The sequence below is a fragment of the Streptomyces sp. NPDC031426 genome, assembly GCF_055581585.1.
The window spans coordinates 93,362-109,271 of the sequence record NZ_JBVIJE010000002.1; the positions used below are offsets into that span (position 1 = coordinate 93,362).

The window sequence follows — 15,910 nt, forward strand, 5'->3', positions numbered from 1 at the left end:
TGGTGTTCCAGCCGCCCATGTGACCTGTACCACTCCCATGATGCTCAGGTCAGCGGGCTCCCGTCCAGCCGTTCGAGCAGGTCGGCGGGGTCCGCGTACACGAGCTCCGCCCCGGCCTCCTCCAGATCGGCCCGGGGAATCCCGCCGCACAACACCCCCACACAGCGCACCCCGGCCTTGACGCCCGCCCGCATGTCCCACACGGTGTCCCCGACGAACACCGCCCGCGAGGCCGGAACCCCGGCCAGCTTCAGGGCGTGCTGCACGGGCTCCGGGGCCGGCTTGCCCTCCTGTACGTCCTCTGAGCTCGCCGTGTCCGCGATCGCGTCGTCGGCGTCGATGGCCCGGCGCAGCGCGCCCAGCTCGGCGCCGCTCGCCGACGTGGCGAGGACGACCGTCCAGCCGTCCCGGTGCAGCCGGCGCAGCAGCTCCCCGGCCTTCGGCAGGGCGGGCAGCCGGTCGAAGTACTGGCCGTACAGCGCTTTGTGCGCCGTGCTCAGCTCACCGTCCCGGTCCTTGTCGCGGCCGTCGCCCAGCAGGTGGGCGATCAGATCCGCGGAGCCGAGGCCGACGGCCCGGTGCACCGCGTGCATGGGCACGTCGTGTCCGGCCTGCCGGAACGCCTCCCACCAGGTGACGACGTGCAGGTGGTTGGTGTCGACGAGAGTCCCGTCGACATCGAAGACGGCGGCGCGCTCCATCCGGGTCCTCTCGTGGTTCTCGCTGCTCCTGCTGCATGCCGGGTACCACGCCGCCCAGATCAGGAACCCACCGCGCGGGCCGGGACCCGGCCCTCCCGGGTCCAGGCCAGCAGCTCGTCGGCGGACCAGGTGGTCACCACCCGCTCGGCGGGCACACCGGACTCCTCGGCCCGGGCGCAGCCGAGGATCTGCCAGTCGAGCTGGCCGGGCGCGTGCGCATCGGTGTCGACGGCGAAGAGCACCCCCGCGTCCACGGCCCGGCGCAGCAGGCGGCGGGGCGGGTCCAGCCGCTCGGGACGGCTGTTGATCTCCACGGCCGTACCGGACTCGGCGCAGGCGGCGAACACCGCGTCCGCGTCGAACTCCGACTCCGGCCGCCCCCGGCCCGTCACCAGCCGCCCCGTGCAGTGCCCGAGCACATCGGCGTGCGGATCGCGCACGGCGGCCACCATCCGGCGGGTCATCGAGCGGGCGTCCATCCGCAGCTTGGAGTGCACCGACACCACGACCACGTCCAGCCGCTGAAGCAGCTCCGGCTCCTGGTCCAGCGAGCCGTCCTCGAGGATGTCGCACTCGATGCCGGTGAGCAGCCGGAACGGCGCCCAGCGGGCGTTCAGCTCCGCCACCACCGCCAGCTGCTCGCGCAACCGCTCCGGCGACAGGCCGCGGGCGACGGTCAGCCGGGGGGAGTGATCGGTGAGAGCGGTCCACTCGTGCCCGAGCCCGGCCGCCGCCCGCCCCATCTCCTCGATCGGGCTGCCCCCGTCGGACCAGTCCGAATGGGTGTGACAGTCGCCGCGCACCAGCGCCCGCAACTCCGCCCCGGCGTCCTCCGCCCCGACCGAGACCCCGGCGTGCTCCTCCAGCTTCCGCAGATACCCGGGCACCTCCCCGGCCAACGCCTCCCGCACCACCTGCGCGGTCTTGGGCCCGACCCCTTTGAGCGCCTCCAGGGTCCCGGCCGCGGCCCGCTCGGCAACCTCGTCCGCGGGCAGCGCGGCCAGCGTCCGGGAGGCGGTCCGAAAGGCCTTCACCCGATAGGTGGGAGCCAAGGCCCGCTCCAGCAGAAACGCGATCCGGTCGAGGGCGGCCACGGGTTCCATGCAACCCAGGGTGCGACGGATGCCGGTCGGTGGCGCGGGGAACCGCGCGACAAGCCACAACGCACCCGCGGACCGCGACGGCGTCCCACCACGCAGCCGAAAGCCGTTTGCCCACCCCACGCACGGGTACTGCGATGCCCACACACGCTGAGGAGGCCGCCCATGCCCCGCGCAGCGATCGTCACCGGCGCGGACTCCGGAATCGGCCGAGCCACCGCCGTACGCCTGGCCGAGGCGGGCCTGGACATCGGCATCACCTGGCACACCGACGAGAAGGGCGCCGAAGGCACGGCGGAGGAGGTCCGCGGCATGGGCCGCCGCGCCGCCGTCGCCCGGCTGGACCTCACCCGGCTGCCCCAGGCCGCCGACACCGTGGACGAGCTGTGCGCCGAACTGGGCCGTCTGGACGTCCTGGTCAACAACGCCGGGACGGGCGTCATGACCCCGTTCCTCGACCTGACCCTCGCGGACGTGCGCCGGGTCCTGGACGTCGACCTCGTCGGCCCGTTCCTGTGCGGGCAGCACGCGGCCCGGCACATGATCCGGCAGGGCGACGGCGGCCGGATCGTCAACGTCACCTCCGTCCACGAACACCAGCCCCGGGTCGGCGCGGCACCGTACTGCGCGGCGAAGGGCGGGCTCGGGCTGCTCACGCAGGTCATGGCGCTGGAGCTCGCCGAGTACGGCATCACCGTGAACGCGGTCGCACCGGGCGAGATCGCCACCCCGATGACCGGCCAGGAGGACACCGACGTGCACACCGAGCGGAGGCCCGGCGTGCCGCTCGGGCGGCCCGGCGACGCCCGGGAGGTCGCCGCCGTCATCGCCTTCCTGGCGAGCCCGGACGCCTCGTACGTCACCGGCGCCTCCTGGAGCGTCGACGGCGGCATGCTCCGGATGGGCCCGCAGGCCGGCTCCCATCTGACCGGCGACGAATGGCGCCGGCCCTGAGACCATGTGCCTGCGGACCAGCTCCTGCGACGGGCCCGGCTACCGGCGCATCCGCTGCGGCCGGGGCTTCCGCTACGACACCACTGGCCGGCCCCTCACCGATCCCGGAGAGCTCGCCCGGATCCGGGCCCTGACCATCCCGCCCGCCTGGCGCGACGTGTGGATCTGTCCCTGGCCGGGCGGCCACCTGCAGGCCGTCGGCACCGACGACGCCGGGCGACGCCAGTACCTGTACCACGAGCAGTTCCGGGCCGAGCAGGAGAAGGCCAAGCACGAGCACGTGCGACAGGTCGCGCGGGCCCTGCCCGAGCTGCGGGGCAGGGTCGCCGTCGATCTGGCGGGGCGCGGGCTGAGCGCGACCCGGGTCACCGCCTGCGCGGTCCGCCTGCTGGACCTCGGCCTCTTCCGCATCGGCAGCGACCGGCACACCCGTTTCAGCGAGACGTACGGCCTGACGACCATGCTCCGTGAGCACGTCAGCTGCGGCCGGGGCGAGATCACCTTCAGCTATCCGGCCAAGGGCGGCGTGGAGACCGTCCGCGCCCTCGTCGACGAGCAGGTCCGCACCGTCGCGCGGGCCCTGCTGCGGCGCCCGCGCGGCGGCGACCGCTTCCTCGCCTACTACGCGCGCGGTCTCTGGCACGACCTGCACAGCGACGACCTCCACGAGGCGCAGCGCCGGCTGACCGGAACCGATGTCACCGCCAAGGACTTCCGCACCTGGCACGCCACCGTGCTCGCCGCTGTGGCGGTCGCCGAGAGCGGCCGGGCGAGCCGCACCGCCCGGCGCCGGCAGATCACCCGTGCGGTCCGCGAGGTCAGCCACTACCTGGGCAACACCCCGGCGGTGTGCCGGTCCTCCTACATCGACCCGGCCGTCTTCGAACTGTTCGAGGACAACGTGACCATCGCCCCCGTGCTCACCCGGCTGGGGGAGCACGGGGACTTCGGGCGCCCGGCCACCCAAGGGGCGGTCGAGGCGGCGGTTCTCGATCTTCTGGACGGCTGCGGCGGATGACTCGTCGGCGGGCGAAGCGTTCTACGCTGAATTGCATGACCGAACAAGGAGCCCCCTACATCTCCCATCCACGGGTCCTGGTGCACGGAGTGTGCCCGGGCAAGCCCGGCGAGCCGCCTTTCAGGATCATGGAGATCGACGGTCAGGTCATCGGTGAGGCCAGGACCGTCACCGACGTACTGGAGGCCGCCGCCTCGTACGGCATCACCATCCACGACCTGGACGACCCCGATGTGGTCCGCTGGGTCGGTGGTGGCAAGTACACCTGGACGCTGCACTGAGCGGCGCGCGGCTCAGCCGACCGTCCACTTCTGGTTGGCTCCGCCCGTGCACGTCCAGATCTGCAGGCGGGTGCCGTTGGCCGAGTTGTTCCCGGTCACGTCGAGGCATTTGTTCGCCTGCGGGTTGACGATGTCGTGCGCTCCGGTGACGGTCCACTTCTGGTTCGGGCCGCCGGTGCAGTCCCAGAGCTGGACGGTCGAGCCGTCCGCGGTGCCGTTGTCCGTGACGTCCAGGCACTTGCCGAGCGCCCGGATCGTGCCGTCCGAGCCGACCGTCCACTGTTGCGCGGCCGTGCCGTTGCAGTCGTAGAGCTGCACTGGTGTGCCGTTCGCCGAGTTCGCGCCCGCCACGTCCACACACTTGCCAGCCAGACCGCGTATCGGCACCCCGGCCGCGCTGTCGCTCGTCGTCACCGACACCGAGTCCACCACCAGTTGCTGCGGGAACTGGGTGCTGGAGTCCGGGTCGCCGGGCCAGTAGCCGCCGACGGCCAGGTTCAGGATCAGGAAGAACGGCTTGTTGTCGAACACCCAGGTCTTTCCGCCGAGGTCGGCGGGCGTACGCCGCTCGTAGACATTGCCGTCCACGGACCAGGTGATCGAGCCGGGCGACCAGTCGACGGCGAAGGTGTGGAAGGCGTCCGCGAAGGCCTGTCCGTTCGGCAGGCTGTAGGCCGCGCCGATGCCGCCGGAGCCGGAGTAGCCGGGGCCGTGGATGGTGCCGTGCACGGTCGAGGGTTCGAAGCCGACGTTCTCCATCACGTCGATCTCGCCCGAGTCCGGCCAGTTCACGGGCGTGCCGAGCATCCAGAACGCCGGCCACATGCCCTGCCCGCGGGGAATCTTCATCCGCGCCTCGACGTGCCCGTACCGGGCGTCGAACTTCCCGGCGGTGTTCAGCCGGGCCGAGGTGTACTGGCACGTGCCGTACCAGCACTGGTAACCGGCCGGGTTCTCCTTGCGGGCCGTGATGACCAGGTGGCCCTGGCCGTCCAGGGCCGCGTTGTTCGTGCCCGAGGTGTAGTACTCCCGTTCGTGGTTGTTGACGTTGTCGCCGGTCTCCAGGTTCCACTTCGAGGAGTCGACCGCGGAGCCCGCGGGCCCGTCGAAGTCGTCGGAGAAGGTGGTGACGGTCGCCGCCGCCGGCGCCGCGGCCTGGGCCCGCGCCGGACCGACGGCGGCGGAACCGACCAGCGCGGCGGACAGCGCGGCGAGGAGACATCTGCGGAGCGTGCGTGAGGAGGCCATGGCTCTCCGTTCGGCGTGGGGGGGTGAGACGCCTCTTGATTTAAGGAGTGAGGAAAGGGGTCGTCAATACTTTGGTGCAGACCTGCTCTTGACGAGCCGTCAGGCGCTCTGGGCGCACAACTGGTTTCCGTTCACGCTCCCGGGGCACTCCGGCTGCGGACCCGCGTGCCGCCGCCCCTGTGCGGGCCCGGCGGTGCTTGGATGCCCCGAGCGGCACACCGGACACTTCGCCGCGCATGTGTGCACGGCGGACCGAGGAGGTGGTCGATGACCCGGCGTACGGCCCCCCGCACGGTCCTCCTCGCCCTCGGTGAACTCCTCGCCTGGTGGGGAGCGCTGATACTGCTGTGGCTCGTGCTCATCACACCGGTCTACCCGCTGGAATGGGTCGTCGGCGGGAGCTCGGCGGCCGCCGGGGCACTGCTGGCACGGGCCGGCCGGCGGGCGGTGACCTGGCGGTGAACGGCTGGATCCTCGCGGCGGCCGTCGAACTGGGCGGGGGAGGGGCGGCCGCCCTGTGGGGCGTCACCACCGGCGGGCCGGCCCGCCGGGTCGTCGCGCAGAACATGACCACCTCGGCCCTGTGCCCGGCCCTGTTGCTGCTCTCCCAGGGCTACGGCCGCCCGGCCTACGTCGACCTCGCCCTGCTGTTCGCCCTGCTCGGCCCGGTCGGCACGCTGGTCTTCGCCCGCCTCCTCTCCGACGACCTGGAGGCGGAGCGGCCGAGCGCCTGGGGACTGACCTGGACCGCCGCCGCACTGAGCGCGGTGGTCGTGACCGCCGTCTGCGCCGCCACCGGCCCCGGCCGCGCCATGGCGAAGCTGCTGGTCATCGGCGCCCTCCTGATCTCCGGCAACGTGATCGCCTCACGCGCGCTGTCCGGCGGGTTCCGGGGGGTGCGAGGTGGCTGACACAAGAGCGCCCGGCGCCCGGGCGACCGCGCCACCCGCACCCCGTCCGCACCGACGCGAGGCGGCAGACCAGCGCTCGGCAGGCGCTCGGCGCTGCGCGGCCGATGCGCTCGCGGGCCGTCCATGGGGATGCCCCGCGGGCGGGGCGGTTGCGGGAGCGTGCGAAGGAGCGCGTGGCGGCTGCTGTGTGGGGCGGTCGCCGGAGGGGGTGGCGGTCCAGGTGTCCGCGCGCCGGCCGACGGGATGCGCGGCGGCTGACGAACCGTCGGCGGGGCCGAGCGGAGGTGCGGCATGGATGATGCCGTGATCGTCGTCGCGCTGCTGCTGATGGCCGCCTCCGCCACCGCCGCCGTCGTCCAGCGCGACCCCGTACGCCAGGCGCTGGTGCTGTCCGTGCTCGGGTCCGTGCTGGCCGCCTTGTTCACCGTCCTCCAGGCCCCGGACGTCGGCCTGTCCCAGCTGGCCGTCGGTTCCGCGCTGACCCCGCTGCTGATCATGCTGAGCGTGCGCAAGGTCAGACGCCGCGGTCGCGCGGAGGACGGTGGTGCGGAGTGAACCGGTTGCGGCTCGCCCTGCTGGCCCTCGGCGGCGCCGGCCTGGCCGCCCTGCTCGTCGCCGCCTGCCTCGGCCTGCCCCGCTTCGGCGGCCGGAGCCATCCGTACGGCACCCGGGCCGTACACGCCTCTCTCACCCGGCGCACCGCCAACACGATCGCCTCCGTCAACTTCGACCAGCGCGCCTACGACACCCTCGGCGAGATGAGCATCCTGTTCGCCGCCGTCCTCGGCTGCGTGGTGCTGCTGCGTCAGGCCCGCGACGAGCACCGGGCTCAGCCGCAACCCGCCGAGGTGGCCCGCCCGGTCCGCCGTTACGCGCTGATCGTGCTGCCCGTCGCCCTGGTCACCGGCCTCTACGTCATCGCCCACGGCCAGCTCAGCCCCGGCGGCGGCTTCCAGGGCGGAGTCGTCGCCGCGACCGCCCTGCACCTGCTGTACCTCGGCGCCGACTACCACGCGCTGGAACGCATCCGCCCGCTCGCCGTCTACGAGGCCTCCGACTCGCTCGCGGTCTCCTCCTACCTCGTGCTGGGTGTCGCCGGTGTCCTGGCCGGCACCGCGTTCCTGGCCAACACACTGCTGCCGTACGGCACCTTCAACACCCTGTCGTCCGGTGGCACCGTTCCCCTGCTGAACGCGGCCATCGGCATGGAGGTGGCGAGCGCGATCATCGTGCTGCTCGCGAACTTCCTGGAACAGGCCGTCGAGATCGAGGAGGGGCAAGGGAGTTGACCACCGTGATGCACGTCCTTCCCTACCTGGTCGCCGCCTACGTCTTCGTGACCGGCTGCTACGGCCTCGCCACCAGCCGCAACCTCATCCACGCCGTCGGCTGTCTCGCGGTCTGCCAGTCCGCCACCTATGTGCTGCTGCTGGCGGTCGGGTACCGGGACGGCGGCACCGCACCCGTCTTCTCCGACATCAAGCCCGGCTCCCGGCCGGTGGTCGACCCGGTCGTCCAGGCGCTCACGCTCACCGACATCGTCGTCGGCGCCACCGCCACCGCGCTGCTGCTCGCCCTCGTCCTGCAGATCGCCAAGCGGCACGGCACGGTCGACCCCGACGAACTACGGGAGCTGCGCGGCTGATGCACCATCTGCTCCCGCTGCTCGTCGCGATCCCGCTGCTCGGCGCAGCGCTGCTGGTGGCCGTCGGCCGCCATCTGCCCCGGATCGCCGCCGACGTCACCGGCTTCGTGGTCGCCGGCGGTACGGCCGCCCTCGCGCTGGTGCTGCTGCTGAACTCCTCGCCGCCGATGGTCGAGTGGGTCGGCGCATGGCTGCCCGTCGACGGCGAGAGCGTCGGCATCGCCGTGGTCGGCGACGGGCCCTCGCTCGGCATGGCCACGCTGGTCTCCCTGCTGACGCTGGCCGCGCTCGCCTACTCCTGGCGCTATTTCGACGAACCGCCACGCGGCCACCCCGGCGCGTTCACCGCGCTGATGCTGGTCTTCCAGGGTGCCATGTGCGGGTTCGCCATCGCCGGCGACCTGTTCAACGCGTTCGTCTTCTTCGAGCTGATGAGCGTCACCGCGTACGCGCTCACCGGCTACCGCATCGACGACGCGAAGGCCGTACAGGGCGCGCTGACCTTCGGTGTCGTCAACTCGCTCGGCGCCTACGCCATGTTGATGGGCATCGCACTGCTGTACGCCCGCACCGGCGAGCTGGCCATGGCGAAGATCGGGCGCGGTCTCGACACGGCGGCGGGCCACGGGGGAGCGGACCCACTGGTCCTCGCCTCCTTCGTGCTCGTGCTGACCGCGCTGCTGGTGAAGGCGGCCGTCGTGCCCTTCCACTTCTGGCTCCCGGACGCCCACGCCGTCGCCCCCACGCCGGTGTGCATGCTGCTGTCCGGGGCCATGGTCGAACTCGGCGCCTACGGCGTCTGGCGGGTGTACGGCACCGTCTTCGCCGGCCCCGGCGGCATCCCCGCCGCCGACCTGACCCGGGCCCTGGTGACCCTCGGCGTGCTCACGGCCGCGACCGGTGCCGTCATGTGCTGGTACCAGCGGCACATCAAGCGGCTCCTGGCCTACTCCACCGTCGCCCACACGGGCCTGTTCCTCGTGGGCCTCGGCATCCTCACCCCGCAGGGCGACGACGGGGTCGCCCTCTACATCCTCGGGCACGCCGGAGTGAAGGCCGCGCTGTTCGCCTGCGCGGGCGTCCTCCTCGACCGGTACGGTTCCGTCGACGAGCACGCGTTGCACGGCCGGGCCCGCGAACTGCACGCCACCGCGGTGATGTTCGCCGTGGGCGCCCTCGGCCTCGCGGGCCTGTTCCCGTTCGGTACGGGTCTCGGCAAGGCGGTCACCGAGGAGGCGGTCGGCGGGCCGCTCACCGTGGTGTACGTGGCTGCCTCGGCGATCACCGCCGGCGCCGTCCTGCGCGTCACCGCACGGGTGTTCCTCGGCCTCGGACCGCGGCCCGAGGAAGCCCACACCGAGCTGGAGACCAGCGGATCCGGGGAGGAGCCCGAGACGACCGGGCCGCTGAGCCGGATCCCGGACACCATGACGACGGTCCCCGCCGTGCTGCTCGCCGCCGCCCTCGCCGTCGGAGCGGTCCCCGGATTCGGCGACATGGTGGCCCGCTCCGTCAACGAGGCCGGATCGGGCGGCGCCCAGGCCTCGGCGCAGTGGACGGCGCACGGCATCCTGCTGAGCCTCGTCTCCACCGCGCTGGCCGTGGGCCTCGCCGGCCTCGCGGTGACCCGCCCGCACTGGACCGCCGCCCCCGACTGGGCACGGCCCCTGCGCCGGCTGCAGTCAGGCCATGTCGGTGACTACGTGGCCTGGCTGCTGGTCGGCGCCACGGCGCTGGGGGCACTGGCCCTGCCGGCGGTGCTCGGCGGCTGACCAGGAGACCGTGCGTACGCTGTCGGAATCCTGGGCATGACGGAATCAAGCCTCGGGTAAGGAACCGTCTTTCACGGTGCAAATTCCATGTTGTGTGATTAAAGAAATTCCCTCGGTGAGGTGAGAGTTTCCTTGAAGGGTGTTGTAACGGCGTGGTCGAGGCACGCGGTTGACGAAGACTGCTGCGCATGGCCACGAACGTCCTCGACGCAACGGCGCCCACCGGTGCCGTCCGCCGCGCACCCTGGCGATCCCCGGCGGACGAGCCCGCGTACGCGCGCCCGGCGCTGCTGCTCCTCACCGCCCTCGCCGCCGTTCTCTACAGCTGGGGCATCGATCACAGCCAGTACCACACGTTCTATGCGAGCGCCGCCCGCAGCATGACGGAGAGCTGGAAGGCGTTCTTCTACGGCTCTTTCGACCCCGGGAATTCCATCACGCTCGACAAATTGCCGGGATTCCTGTGGCCGCAGGCGCTCTCCGCGAGGCTTTTCGGATTCCACCCCTGGGCGCTGGTCCTGCCCCAGGTCCTGGAAGGAGTGGCCAGTCTGCTGCTCCTCCACCGCCTGGTGCGCCGCTGGGCCGGGGTGAACGCGGCGCTGATCGCCTGCGCGGCCTTCCTGGCGACCCCAGTGGCGGTCGGGTTGTTCCGCACCGCGGTCGAGGACCCCGCGTTCACGCTGTGCCTGCTGCTGGCGGCCGAGGCCACCCAGCGCGCCGCCCGTGACGGCCGGCTGCGCCCGCTGCTGGCGGCCGGTGTCTGGGTCGGCCTCGGCTTCCAGGCCAAGATGCTGGAAGCGTGGGCCGTACTGCCGGCGCTCGCCCTGGTGTACCTGCTGTCGGCACCCCTCACGCTGCGCCGCCGCCTGTGGCACCTCGGAGTGACCGCCCTGGTGGTGACCGCCGTGTCGGCGTCGTGGATGCTCGCCGTCACCCTCACCCCGGCCAAGGACCGGCCGTATGTGGATGGCACCACCAACAACTCCGCCTTCAGCATGGTGGTCGGCTACAACTTCCTGAACCGCTTCTCCTCCCTCGGCATCAGCGCGGCCTCCACGGGCAGCGTGAGCGCGACCCAGGGCGGCGGAGGCGGCCATAGCCTCGCCGGACACGGCTTCGGCGGCGCGGGTGGCACGGATGCCGCGCTCGTCCGGGACGCTCGCGGACCGGCGGTCACGGCCGCGGCCGGGGCGCGCGCCGGCCGGCCGGGCGCCGGCGGCTTCGGCGGCGACCAGAACGGCTGGTCGAAGATGTTCGGTACGGCGCTCGCCTCCCAGACCGGCTGGTTCTACCCGATCGCCGCGGTGGCCGCGATCTGCGGACTGCTGTGGCGCCGGGGACGGCCGCGCACCGACCGCCTGCGCGCCGGATACGTCCTGTGGACCACCTGGCTCGCTCTGTACTTCCTGGTCTTCAGCGCCGGAAGCGTCGCCGGCCACACGTACTACATGGGCGTCATCGCGGTACCGCTCGCCGCGCTCACCGGCGCCGGGACCGTGCTGATGTGGCGCGCCCTGCGAGCCGGCGGGCCCCGCGCCTGGGCCCTGCCGGGTGCGGTGGCGGCGACGGCCGCCTGGAGCGTGTATCTCGCCGGCCGGTTCCCGTCGTTCCTGCCCTGGCTCGCCCCCGCGGTCGCCGTGCTCGGCATCGCCGCCGTGCCGCTGCTCCTCCTCGCCCGGCCCGGCCGGGCGAGCGCCGCGGGCCGGATCGCGCTCGCCGGGCCGGCCGCCGCCCTGGCCGCCCTGCTCCTCGCGCCGAGCGCATGGGCCGTACAGGTCTTCAACCCGAGTTACCGCTCCTCCATCATGGGCACCGTCGGCCCGTCCGCCATGAGCCGTGGCTTCGGAGCAGGGCGACCGGGGCCGGGGCGGTTCGGCCAGGCCGCCTGGGCCGGCGGCCCGATGCCTTGGCAGCCGGCCCGCGGCGGCGCGCGCGGCCAGGGCCGGACCGGGTTCGGCGACTGGGGCGGCTTCCCCGGCCGCGGCGCCGACGGCAGCTCACTGACCGCGGACCAGCGCCGGGTGCTGGATTACACCCGGGCGCACCAGGGCTCCGCCACCTACGCGTTCGCCACCAGCAGCTGGAGCACCGCGTCGCCGTACATCCTGGCGACCGGCGCCCGCGTCCTGCCGCTCGGCGGGTTCAGCGGCCGGGTGCCGTTTCCCACCCAGGCGCAGTTCCGGCGGCTGGTCGACGCCGGCGAGGTGCACTACGTGCTGCTGGGCGGAGGCCGCGGCATCGGGCCCGCTTCCGCACGCACCGGGAAGACGGCCGCCGCGCAGATCACCACCTGGGTGCGGTCCGCCTGCACCGAGGTGCCGGCCGCGGCCTACGGCGGGACGACTCCCCTGAGCGACGCGCGGACGGCCACCGTCCAGACCCTCTACCGGTGCGGCCCCGGTCGGTAGCATGATCCCGGTCCTGCGGTGATCGGGCGAGGAGCGGATCATGAGAGACATCGCCGTCTTCAGCGGCAGTGCCCATCCCGACCTGGCCCACGAGGTCTGCGCGCACCTCGGCGTGCCGCTCAGCCCCACCCGGATCAGCCGGTTCGCCAACGACTGTCTGGGAGTGCAGCTCCAGGCCAACTGCCGGGAGCGGGATGTCTTCCTGATCCAGCCGCTGGTCCGGCCGGTGCAGGAGCACCTGGTGGAGCTGCTGCTGATGTGCGACGCCGCCCGGGGCGCCTCCGCGGCCCGGATCACCGTCGTCATGCCGCACTACTCCTACGCCCGCTCCGACAAGAAGGACGCGCCGCGCATCTCGATCGGCGGCCGGCTGGTCGCCGATCTGCTGGTGGCGGCCGGCGCGGGCCGAGTGCTCGCCATGACCCTGCACTCCCCGCAGGTGCACGGCTTCTTCTCGGTGCCGGTCGACCATCTGAACGCGCTGCGCGAACTCGCCGCGCACTTCCGGCGGTACGACCTGACCCGCACCACGGTCGTCTCGCCGGACCTCGGCAACGCCAAGGAGGCCGCCGCCTTCGCCCGGCTGATCGGGGCTCCGGTGGCGGCCGGTGCCAAACAGCGGTTCGCCGACGACCGGGTGAGCATCAGCTCGGTCATCGGAGATGTCACCGACCGGGACGTCATCGTGCTGGACGACGAGATCGCCAAGGGCAGCACCGTGATGGAACTCCTGGCTCGGCTGCGGGAGTTGGGCGCGCGGACGATCCGGGTGGCGTGCACGCACGGGCTGTTCGCGGCGGGTGCGCTGAAACGGCTGAGCGATCAGCCGGACGTGCTGGAGATCGTCTGCACCAACACCGTGCCGCTCCCTGAGGAGGAGGAGCAAACCGACAAGCTGCGCGTGCTCTCCATCGCCCCGGCCCTCGCCGAGGCGGTTCGGCGCATTCACAACGGTGAATCGGTCAGCGCCCTGTTCGAGCAGTCGTAGCCAGGGCCGCGTCCAGCGTCGGGTGCGGTGGCAGCAGCCGGGACAGACCCGTGACCCGGAAGACGCGCAGGGTCAGCGGATGCGTGCACACCAGGTGGACCTGTCCGCCGCCGTCCAGCACCCGGGCGCGGGCCCGGTACAGCAGCCGCAGCCCCGAGCAGTCGAAGAACTCCACCGACCGCAGGTCGATGACGACCCGTGCCCCGGGCCGGCCGGTGACCCGGTCCAGCGCGGGGCCGATCTCGGTCGCCGAGAGCAGGTCGATCTCGCCCCGCAACTCCAGCACCGTGTGCGCCCGGTGTTCGTACACACGGAGGTGAGGGGTGAGTGGTGCAGGCTCGTCTCCCACGACGGCATCACCTCCCACCCGCGCCCGGACGACGGTCTCCCGATCGTCAAGTTACCCTCGATGGAAGGAATTTGAGCATGTTCGGTTGACATATGTCTTCGAGTTTGAGGCGTGTCGCCCGGTAACCCTGGTCGGTCCGCCCGGTGTTGCCGCTCAGTCGACCAGAAGGACCAGCTTGCCCGCCGTCCGTCCGGTGTCGCCCACTTCGTGCGCCTTCGCCGCCTCGGCCAGCGGGAACGTCCCGGCGATCGTCGCCCTCAGCTTTCCGGACTCCACCAGCTCCGCGATCGTCTCCATCCCGGTCCGGTCGGCGTCCACCAGCATGCGCACCGCCCGTACGCCGAGCCGCTCGGCCTCGTCGTAGAACTCCCGCGAACCCACCGGCAGGATCGACACCACGACACCCCCCGGCCGCAGCACCTTCAGCGACTCGACGGAGGTGTCCCCGCCGAGCGTGTCCAGGACCACGTCGACGTCCCGTACCGCCTCGGTGACATCGGTCGTCCGGTAGTCGACCGGCTCGTCCACGCCGATCTCCCGCAGGAAGTCGTGCTTGCCCGCGCTGGCCGTGCCGATCACGTACGCACCGCGCGCCTTCGCGATCTGCACCGCCACATGCCCGACCCCGCCGGCCGCCGCGTGGATCAGCACCCGCTGCCCGGGTCGTACGTCCGCGTGCTCGGTCAGCGCCTGCCAGGCGGTCAGGGACACCAGCGGCAGGGCGCCCGCCTGGGCGTGGTCGATCGAGGCCGGCTTGGGCGCCAGGGCACGGACCGGGGCGATCACATACTCGGCGTGCGAGCCATGGCCGTAGGGGTAGGGCAGCATGCCGAAGACCTCGTCACCGGGCGCGAAGGCGGCCACGCCGATCCCGGTCTCGGCGACCTCGCCGGAGACGTCCCAGCCGAGGACGAACGGTGGCTCGCCCAGGAAGCCGCCCGTCGCCCGGTGCTTCCAGTCGGTCGGGTTGACCCCGGCCGCCCGGACCCGGACCAGCACCTGGTTGGGGCCCGGCTTCGGCCGTTCCACCTGTACTTCCTTCAGGACCTCGGGACCGCCGAGGACGCCCTGGCTGATGGCTCGCATCGTGTTCACATCGCTCATGGTCACCCAGCCTGCCGGGCCCCACCCGCCCGGGAAATGGCATGATTGCCAAGCTTCGATAGGATCGTGCCATGCCCGACATGCAGTTGCGCGCCCGGCGCCCGGAGCGCGTGGTCGTCCTCGCCCTCGACGGCGTCTATCCCTTCGAGCTGGGCATCCCCAGCCGCATCTTCGGCGCCGCCGACGGTCACTACGAGGTGCTGACATGCACGGTCGACGGCCGTCCGGTGCGCACCAACGCCGACTTCACGATCGGTGTGGCGCACGGCCCGGAGATCCTCGGGACGGCGGACACCGTGGTGATCACCTCGATGCCGCCCGCGTACATCCCCGCCGAACTGCCGGACGAGGTCGCCGCCGCCCTCGCCCGCATCCGCCCGGACGCCCGGATCGTCTCGATCTGCACGGCCGCGTTCGTGCTCGCCGAGGCCGGCCTGCTCGACGGCCGACGGGCGACCACGCACTGGCAGGTGGCCGACGTGTTCCGTCGCCGCTTCCCGAAGGTCGACGTCGACCCGGACGTCCTCTTCGTCGACGACGGCCGCATCCTCACCTCCGCCGGAGCCGCCTCCGGCGTCGACATCTGCCTGCACATCGTCCGCACCGACCACGGCAGCGAGCTGGCCAACTCCGTCGCCCGCCGCTGTGTCGTCCCGCCGTTCCGGGACGGCGGGCAGGCCCAGTACATCGAGCAGCCGGTCCCGGTCAGCGGGGCGGCGAGCACGACCGCGACCCGTGCCTGGGCCCTGGAGCGCCTGGACGAGCCGCTCACTCTCGCCGACCTCGCCGGCCACGCCCGGATGAGCCTGCGCACCTTCGCCCGCCGCTTCAACGACGAGGTCGGCCTCAGCCCGGGCCGCTGGCTGATCCAGCAGCGGGTCGCCCGCGCCCGGCATCTGCTGGAGTCCAGCGACCTGCCGGTGGACCGGATCGCCGCCGAGGTCGGCTTCGCCACCGGAGCCTCGCTGCGCCAGCACCTGCACGCCGCGATCGGGGTGTCCCCGCAGGCGTACCGGCGGACGTTCCAGCAGACCCGCTGAACGTTCTGGCCCGGCCCGGCGTCGAAGAGCCGGATCATGGCACCGGCGTAGGGGGCGGGAATGCGCAGAGGGCTGGTGGCGGTGACGGTACTGGCGGCCGTGGCGACGGCGGGGTGCGACGACGGCAGCGGTCCGGACCGGGTGGTGAAGGGATCCTCTCCGGCCCACCCGTACCACGGTCCGCTGGACGTGCCCACCAAGGAGCTCGACGGCAGCGGCCCGCGCGCCCTGCGCCTGGCCTCCGGCGCCGCCGGCCGGGCGCTGGAGTGCGACGGGGAGATCCACGAGGGCTCCGGACCCGACGGATGGGCCGCGTCCGAGGGCGGCGGCGCACCCGGCGGAGCCGAGGCCTGGCCCCGGCTGAAGCAGGCCGTGGGCTGCAAGTGAGCCG

The 15,910-nt window shown here is 72.6% G+C and carries 18 protein-coding genes; 13 read left to right on the forward strand and 5 right to left on the reverse strand.

The genetic code is table 11. The annotated features are described in order from the left end of the window. Positions 1 to 44: 44 nt before the first annotated feature. Positions 45 to 701, reverse strand: a complete 657-nt coding sequence (locus tag ACZ5NH_RS03445) for an HAD family hydrolase (protein ID WP_468772778.1) — start codon at positions 699 to 701, stop codon at positions 45 to 47. Between the two features lie 59 nt (positions 702 to 760). After that, positions 761 to 1,804 (reverse strand): PHP domain-containing protein, encoded by a 1,044-nt coding sequence (locus tag ACZ5NH_RS03450; protein WP_468772779.1) that lies wholly within the window; start codon positions 1,802 to 1,804, stop codon positions 761 to 763. 162 nt (positions 1,805 to 1,966) lie between these two features. Between ACZ5NH_RS03450 and ACZ5NH_RS03455 the strand changes: the two genes are divergently transcribed. The 3 genes from ACZ5NH_RS03455 to ACZ5NH_RS03465 are packed head-to-tail and all read left to right on the forward strand — an operon-like array spanning position 1,967 to position 4,054. After that, complete coding sequence (locus tag ACZ5NH_RS03455; RefSeq protein ID WP_468772780.1) at positions 1,967 to 2,755, forward strand: SDR family oxidoreductase; 789 nt, start codon at positions 1,967 to 1,969, stop codon at positions 2,753 to 2,755. A 4-nt stretch (positions 2,756 to 2,759) separates the two neighbouring features. Then, on the forward strand, positions 2,760 to 3,773 hold the full coding sequence (locus tag ACZ5NH_RS03460) for a DNA topoisomerase IB (RefSeq protein ID WP_468772781.1): 1,014 nt from the start codon (positions 2,760 to 2,762) through the stop codon (positions 3,771 to 3,773). Between the two features lie 35 nt (positions 3,774 to 3,808). Beyond that, positions 3,809 to 4,054: a hypothetical protein gene (locus ACZ5NH_RS03465; protein WP_388625243.1), complete on the forward strand. Its 246-nt coding sequence runs from the start codon at positions 3,809 to 3,811 to the stop codon at positions 4,052 to 4,054. A 12-nt stretch (positions 4,055 to 4,066) separates the two neighbouring features. Here the strand turns inward: ACZ5NH_RS03465 and ACZ5NH_RS03470 are convergent, their stop codons facing one another. After that, on the reverse strand, positions 4,067 to 5,302 hold the full coding sequence (locus ACZ5NH_RS03470) for a lectin (RefSeq protein WP_468772782.1): 1,236 nt from the start codon (positions 5,300 to 5,302) through the stop codon (positions 4,067 to 4,069). Between the two features lie 267 nt (positions 5,303 to 5,569). On the opposite strand from ACZ5NH_RS03470, the gene ACZ5NH_RS03475 reads away from it, so the two are divergent. The 8 genes from ACZ5NH_RS03475 to ACZ5NH_RS03510 all read left to right on the forward strand — a co-directional run bounded on the left by ACZ5NH_RS03475 (position 5,570) and on the right by ACZ5NH_RS03510 (position 13,026). Further along, positions 5,570 to 5,764 carry a hypothetical protein gene (locus ACZ5NH_RS03475; protein WP_451557676.1) on the forward strand — a complete coding sequence of 65 codons (195 nt, stop codon included), beginning with the start codon at positions 5,570 to 5,572 and terminating at the stop codon, positions 5,762 to 5,764. Further along, a complete protein-coding gene (locus ACZ5NH_RS03480) occupies positions 5,761 to 6,213 on the forward strand; it encodes an MrpF/PhaF family protein (RefSeq protein ID WP_468772783.1) in 453 nt (150 codons plus the stop codon). Before ACZ5NH_RS03475 ends, ACZ5NH_RS03480 begins: the two co-directional genes overlap by 4 nt. A gap of 291 nt (positions 6,214 to 6,504) precedes the next feature. Continuing rightward, positions 6,505 to 6,768, forward strand: a complete 264-nt coding sequence (locus ACZ5NH_RS03485; protein WP_468772784.1) for a Na(+)/H(+) antiporter subunit B — start codon at positions 6,505 to 6,507, stop codon at positions 6,766 to 6,768. Further along, positions 6,765 to 7,502 carry an MnhB domain-containing protein gene (locus tag ACZ5NH_RS03490; protein ID WP_388625256.1) on the forward strand — a complete coding sequence of 246 codons (738 nt, stop codon included), beginning with the start codon at positions 6,765 to 6,767 and terminating at the stop codon, positions 7,500 to 7,502. The genes ACZ5NH_RS03485 and ACZ5NH_RS03490 overlap by 4 nt, the downstream gene beginning before the upstream one ends. A gap of 8 nt (positions 7,503 to 7,510) precedes the next feature. Next, positions 7,511 to 7,858, forward strand: coding sequence for a sodium:proton antiporter (locus ACZ5NH_RS03495; protein ID WP_468773078.1), 348 nt, complete (start codon positions 7,511 to 7,513; stop codon positions 7,856 to 7,858). Beyond that, a complete protein-coding gene (locus ACZ5NH_RS03500; RefSeq protein ID WP_468772785.1) occupies positions 7,858 to 9,630 on the forward strand; it encodes a complex I subunit 5 family protein in 1,773 nt (590 codons plus the stop codon). Before ACZ5NH_RS03495 ends, ACZ5NH_RS03500 begins: the two co-directional genes overlap by 1 nt. 188 nt (positions 9,631 to 9,818) lie before the next feature. Further along, positions 9,819 to 12,038 carry an ArnT family glycosyltransferase gene (locus ACZ5NH_RS03505; RefSeq protein ID WP_468772786.1) on the forward strand — a complete coding sequence of 740 codons (2,220 nt, stop codon included), beginning with the start codon at positions 9,819 to 9,821 and terminating at the stop codon, positions 12,036 to 12,038. Positions 12,039 to 12,078: 40 nt separating this feature from the next. After that, complete coding sequence (locus tag ACZ5NH_RS03510) at positions 12,079 to 13,026, forward strand: ribose-phosphate diphosphokinase (RefSeq protein WP_468772787.1); 948 nt, start codon at positions 12,079 to 12,081, stop codon at positions 13,024 to 13,026. Here the strand turns inward: ACZ5NH_RS03510 and ACZ5NH_RS03515 are convergent. After that, the gene (locus ACZ5NH_RS03515) at positions 13,001 to 13,375 is read right to left on the reverse strand and encodes an anti-sigma factor antagonist (protein ID WP_388625267.1); all 375 of its coding nucleotides are present in this window, start codon (positions 13,373 to 13,375) and stop codon (positions 13,001 to 13,003) included. The genes ACZ5NH_RS03510 and ACZ5NH_RS03515 overlap by 26 nt on opposite strands. 153 nt (positions 13,376 to 13,528) lie before the next feature. After that, positions 13,529 to 14,479 carry an NADP-dependent oxidoreductase gene (locus ACZ5NH_RS03520; protein ID WP_468772788.1) on the reverse strand — a complete coding sequence of 317 codons (951 nt, stop codon included), beginning with the start codon at positions 14,477 to 14,479 and terminating at the stop codon, positions 13,529 to 13,531. Between the two features lie 71 nt (positions 14,480 to 14,550). Here ACZ5NH_RS03520 and ACZ5NH_RS03525 point away from each other — a divergent pair, with 71 nt between their 5' ends. Continuing rightward, positions 14,551 to 15,519 (forward strand): GlxA family transcriptional regulator, encoded by a 969-nt coding sequence (locus ACZ5NH_RS03525; RefSeq protein WP_468772789.1) that lies wholly within the window; start codon positions 14,551 to 14,553, stop codon positions 15,517 to 15,519. A 60-nt stretch (positions 15,520 to 15,579) separates the two neighbouring features. Then, positions 15,580 to 15,906: a hypothetical protein gene (locus tag ACZ5NH_RS03530; protein ID WP_468772790.1), complete on the forward strand. Its 327-nt coding sequence runs from the start codon at positions 15,580 to 15,582 to the stop codon at positions 15,904 to 15,906. Positions 15,907 to 15,910: the final 4 nt, after the last annotated feature.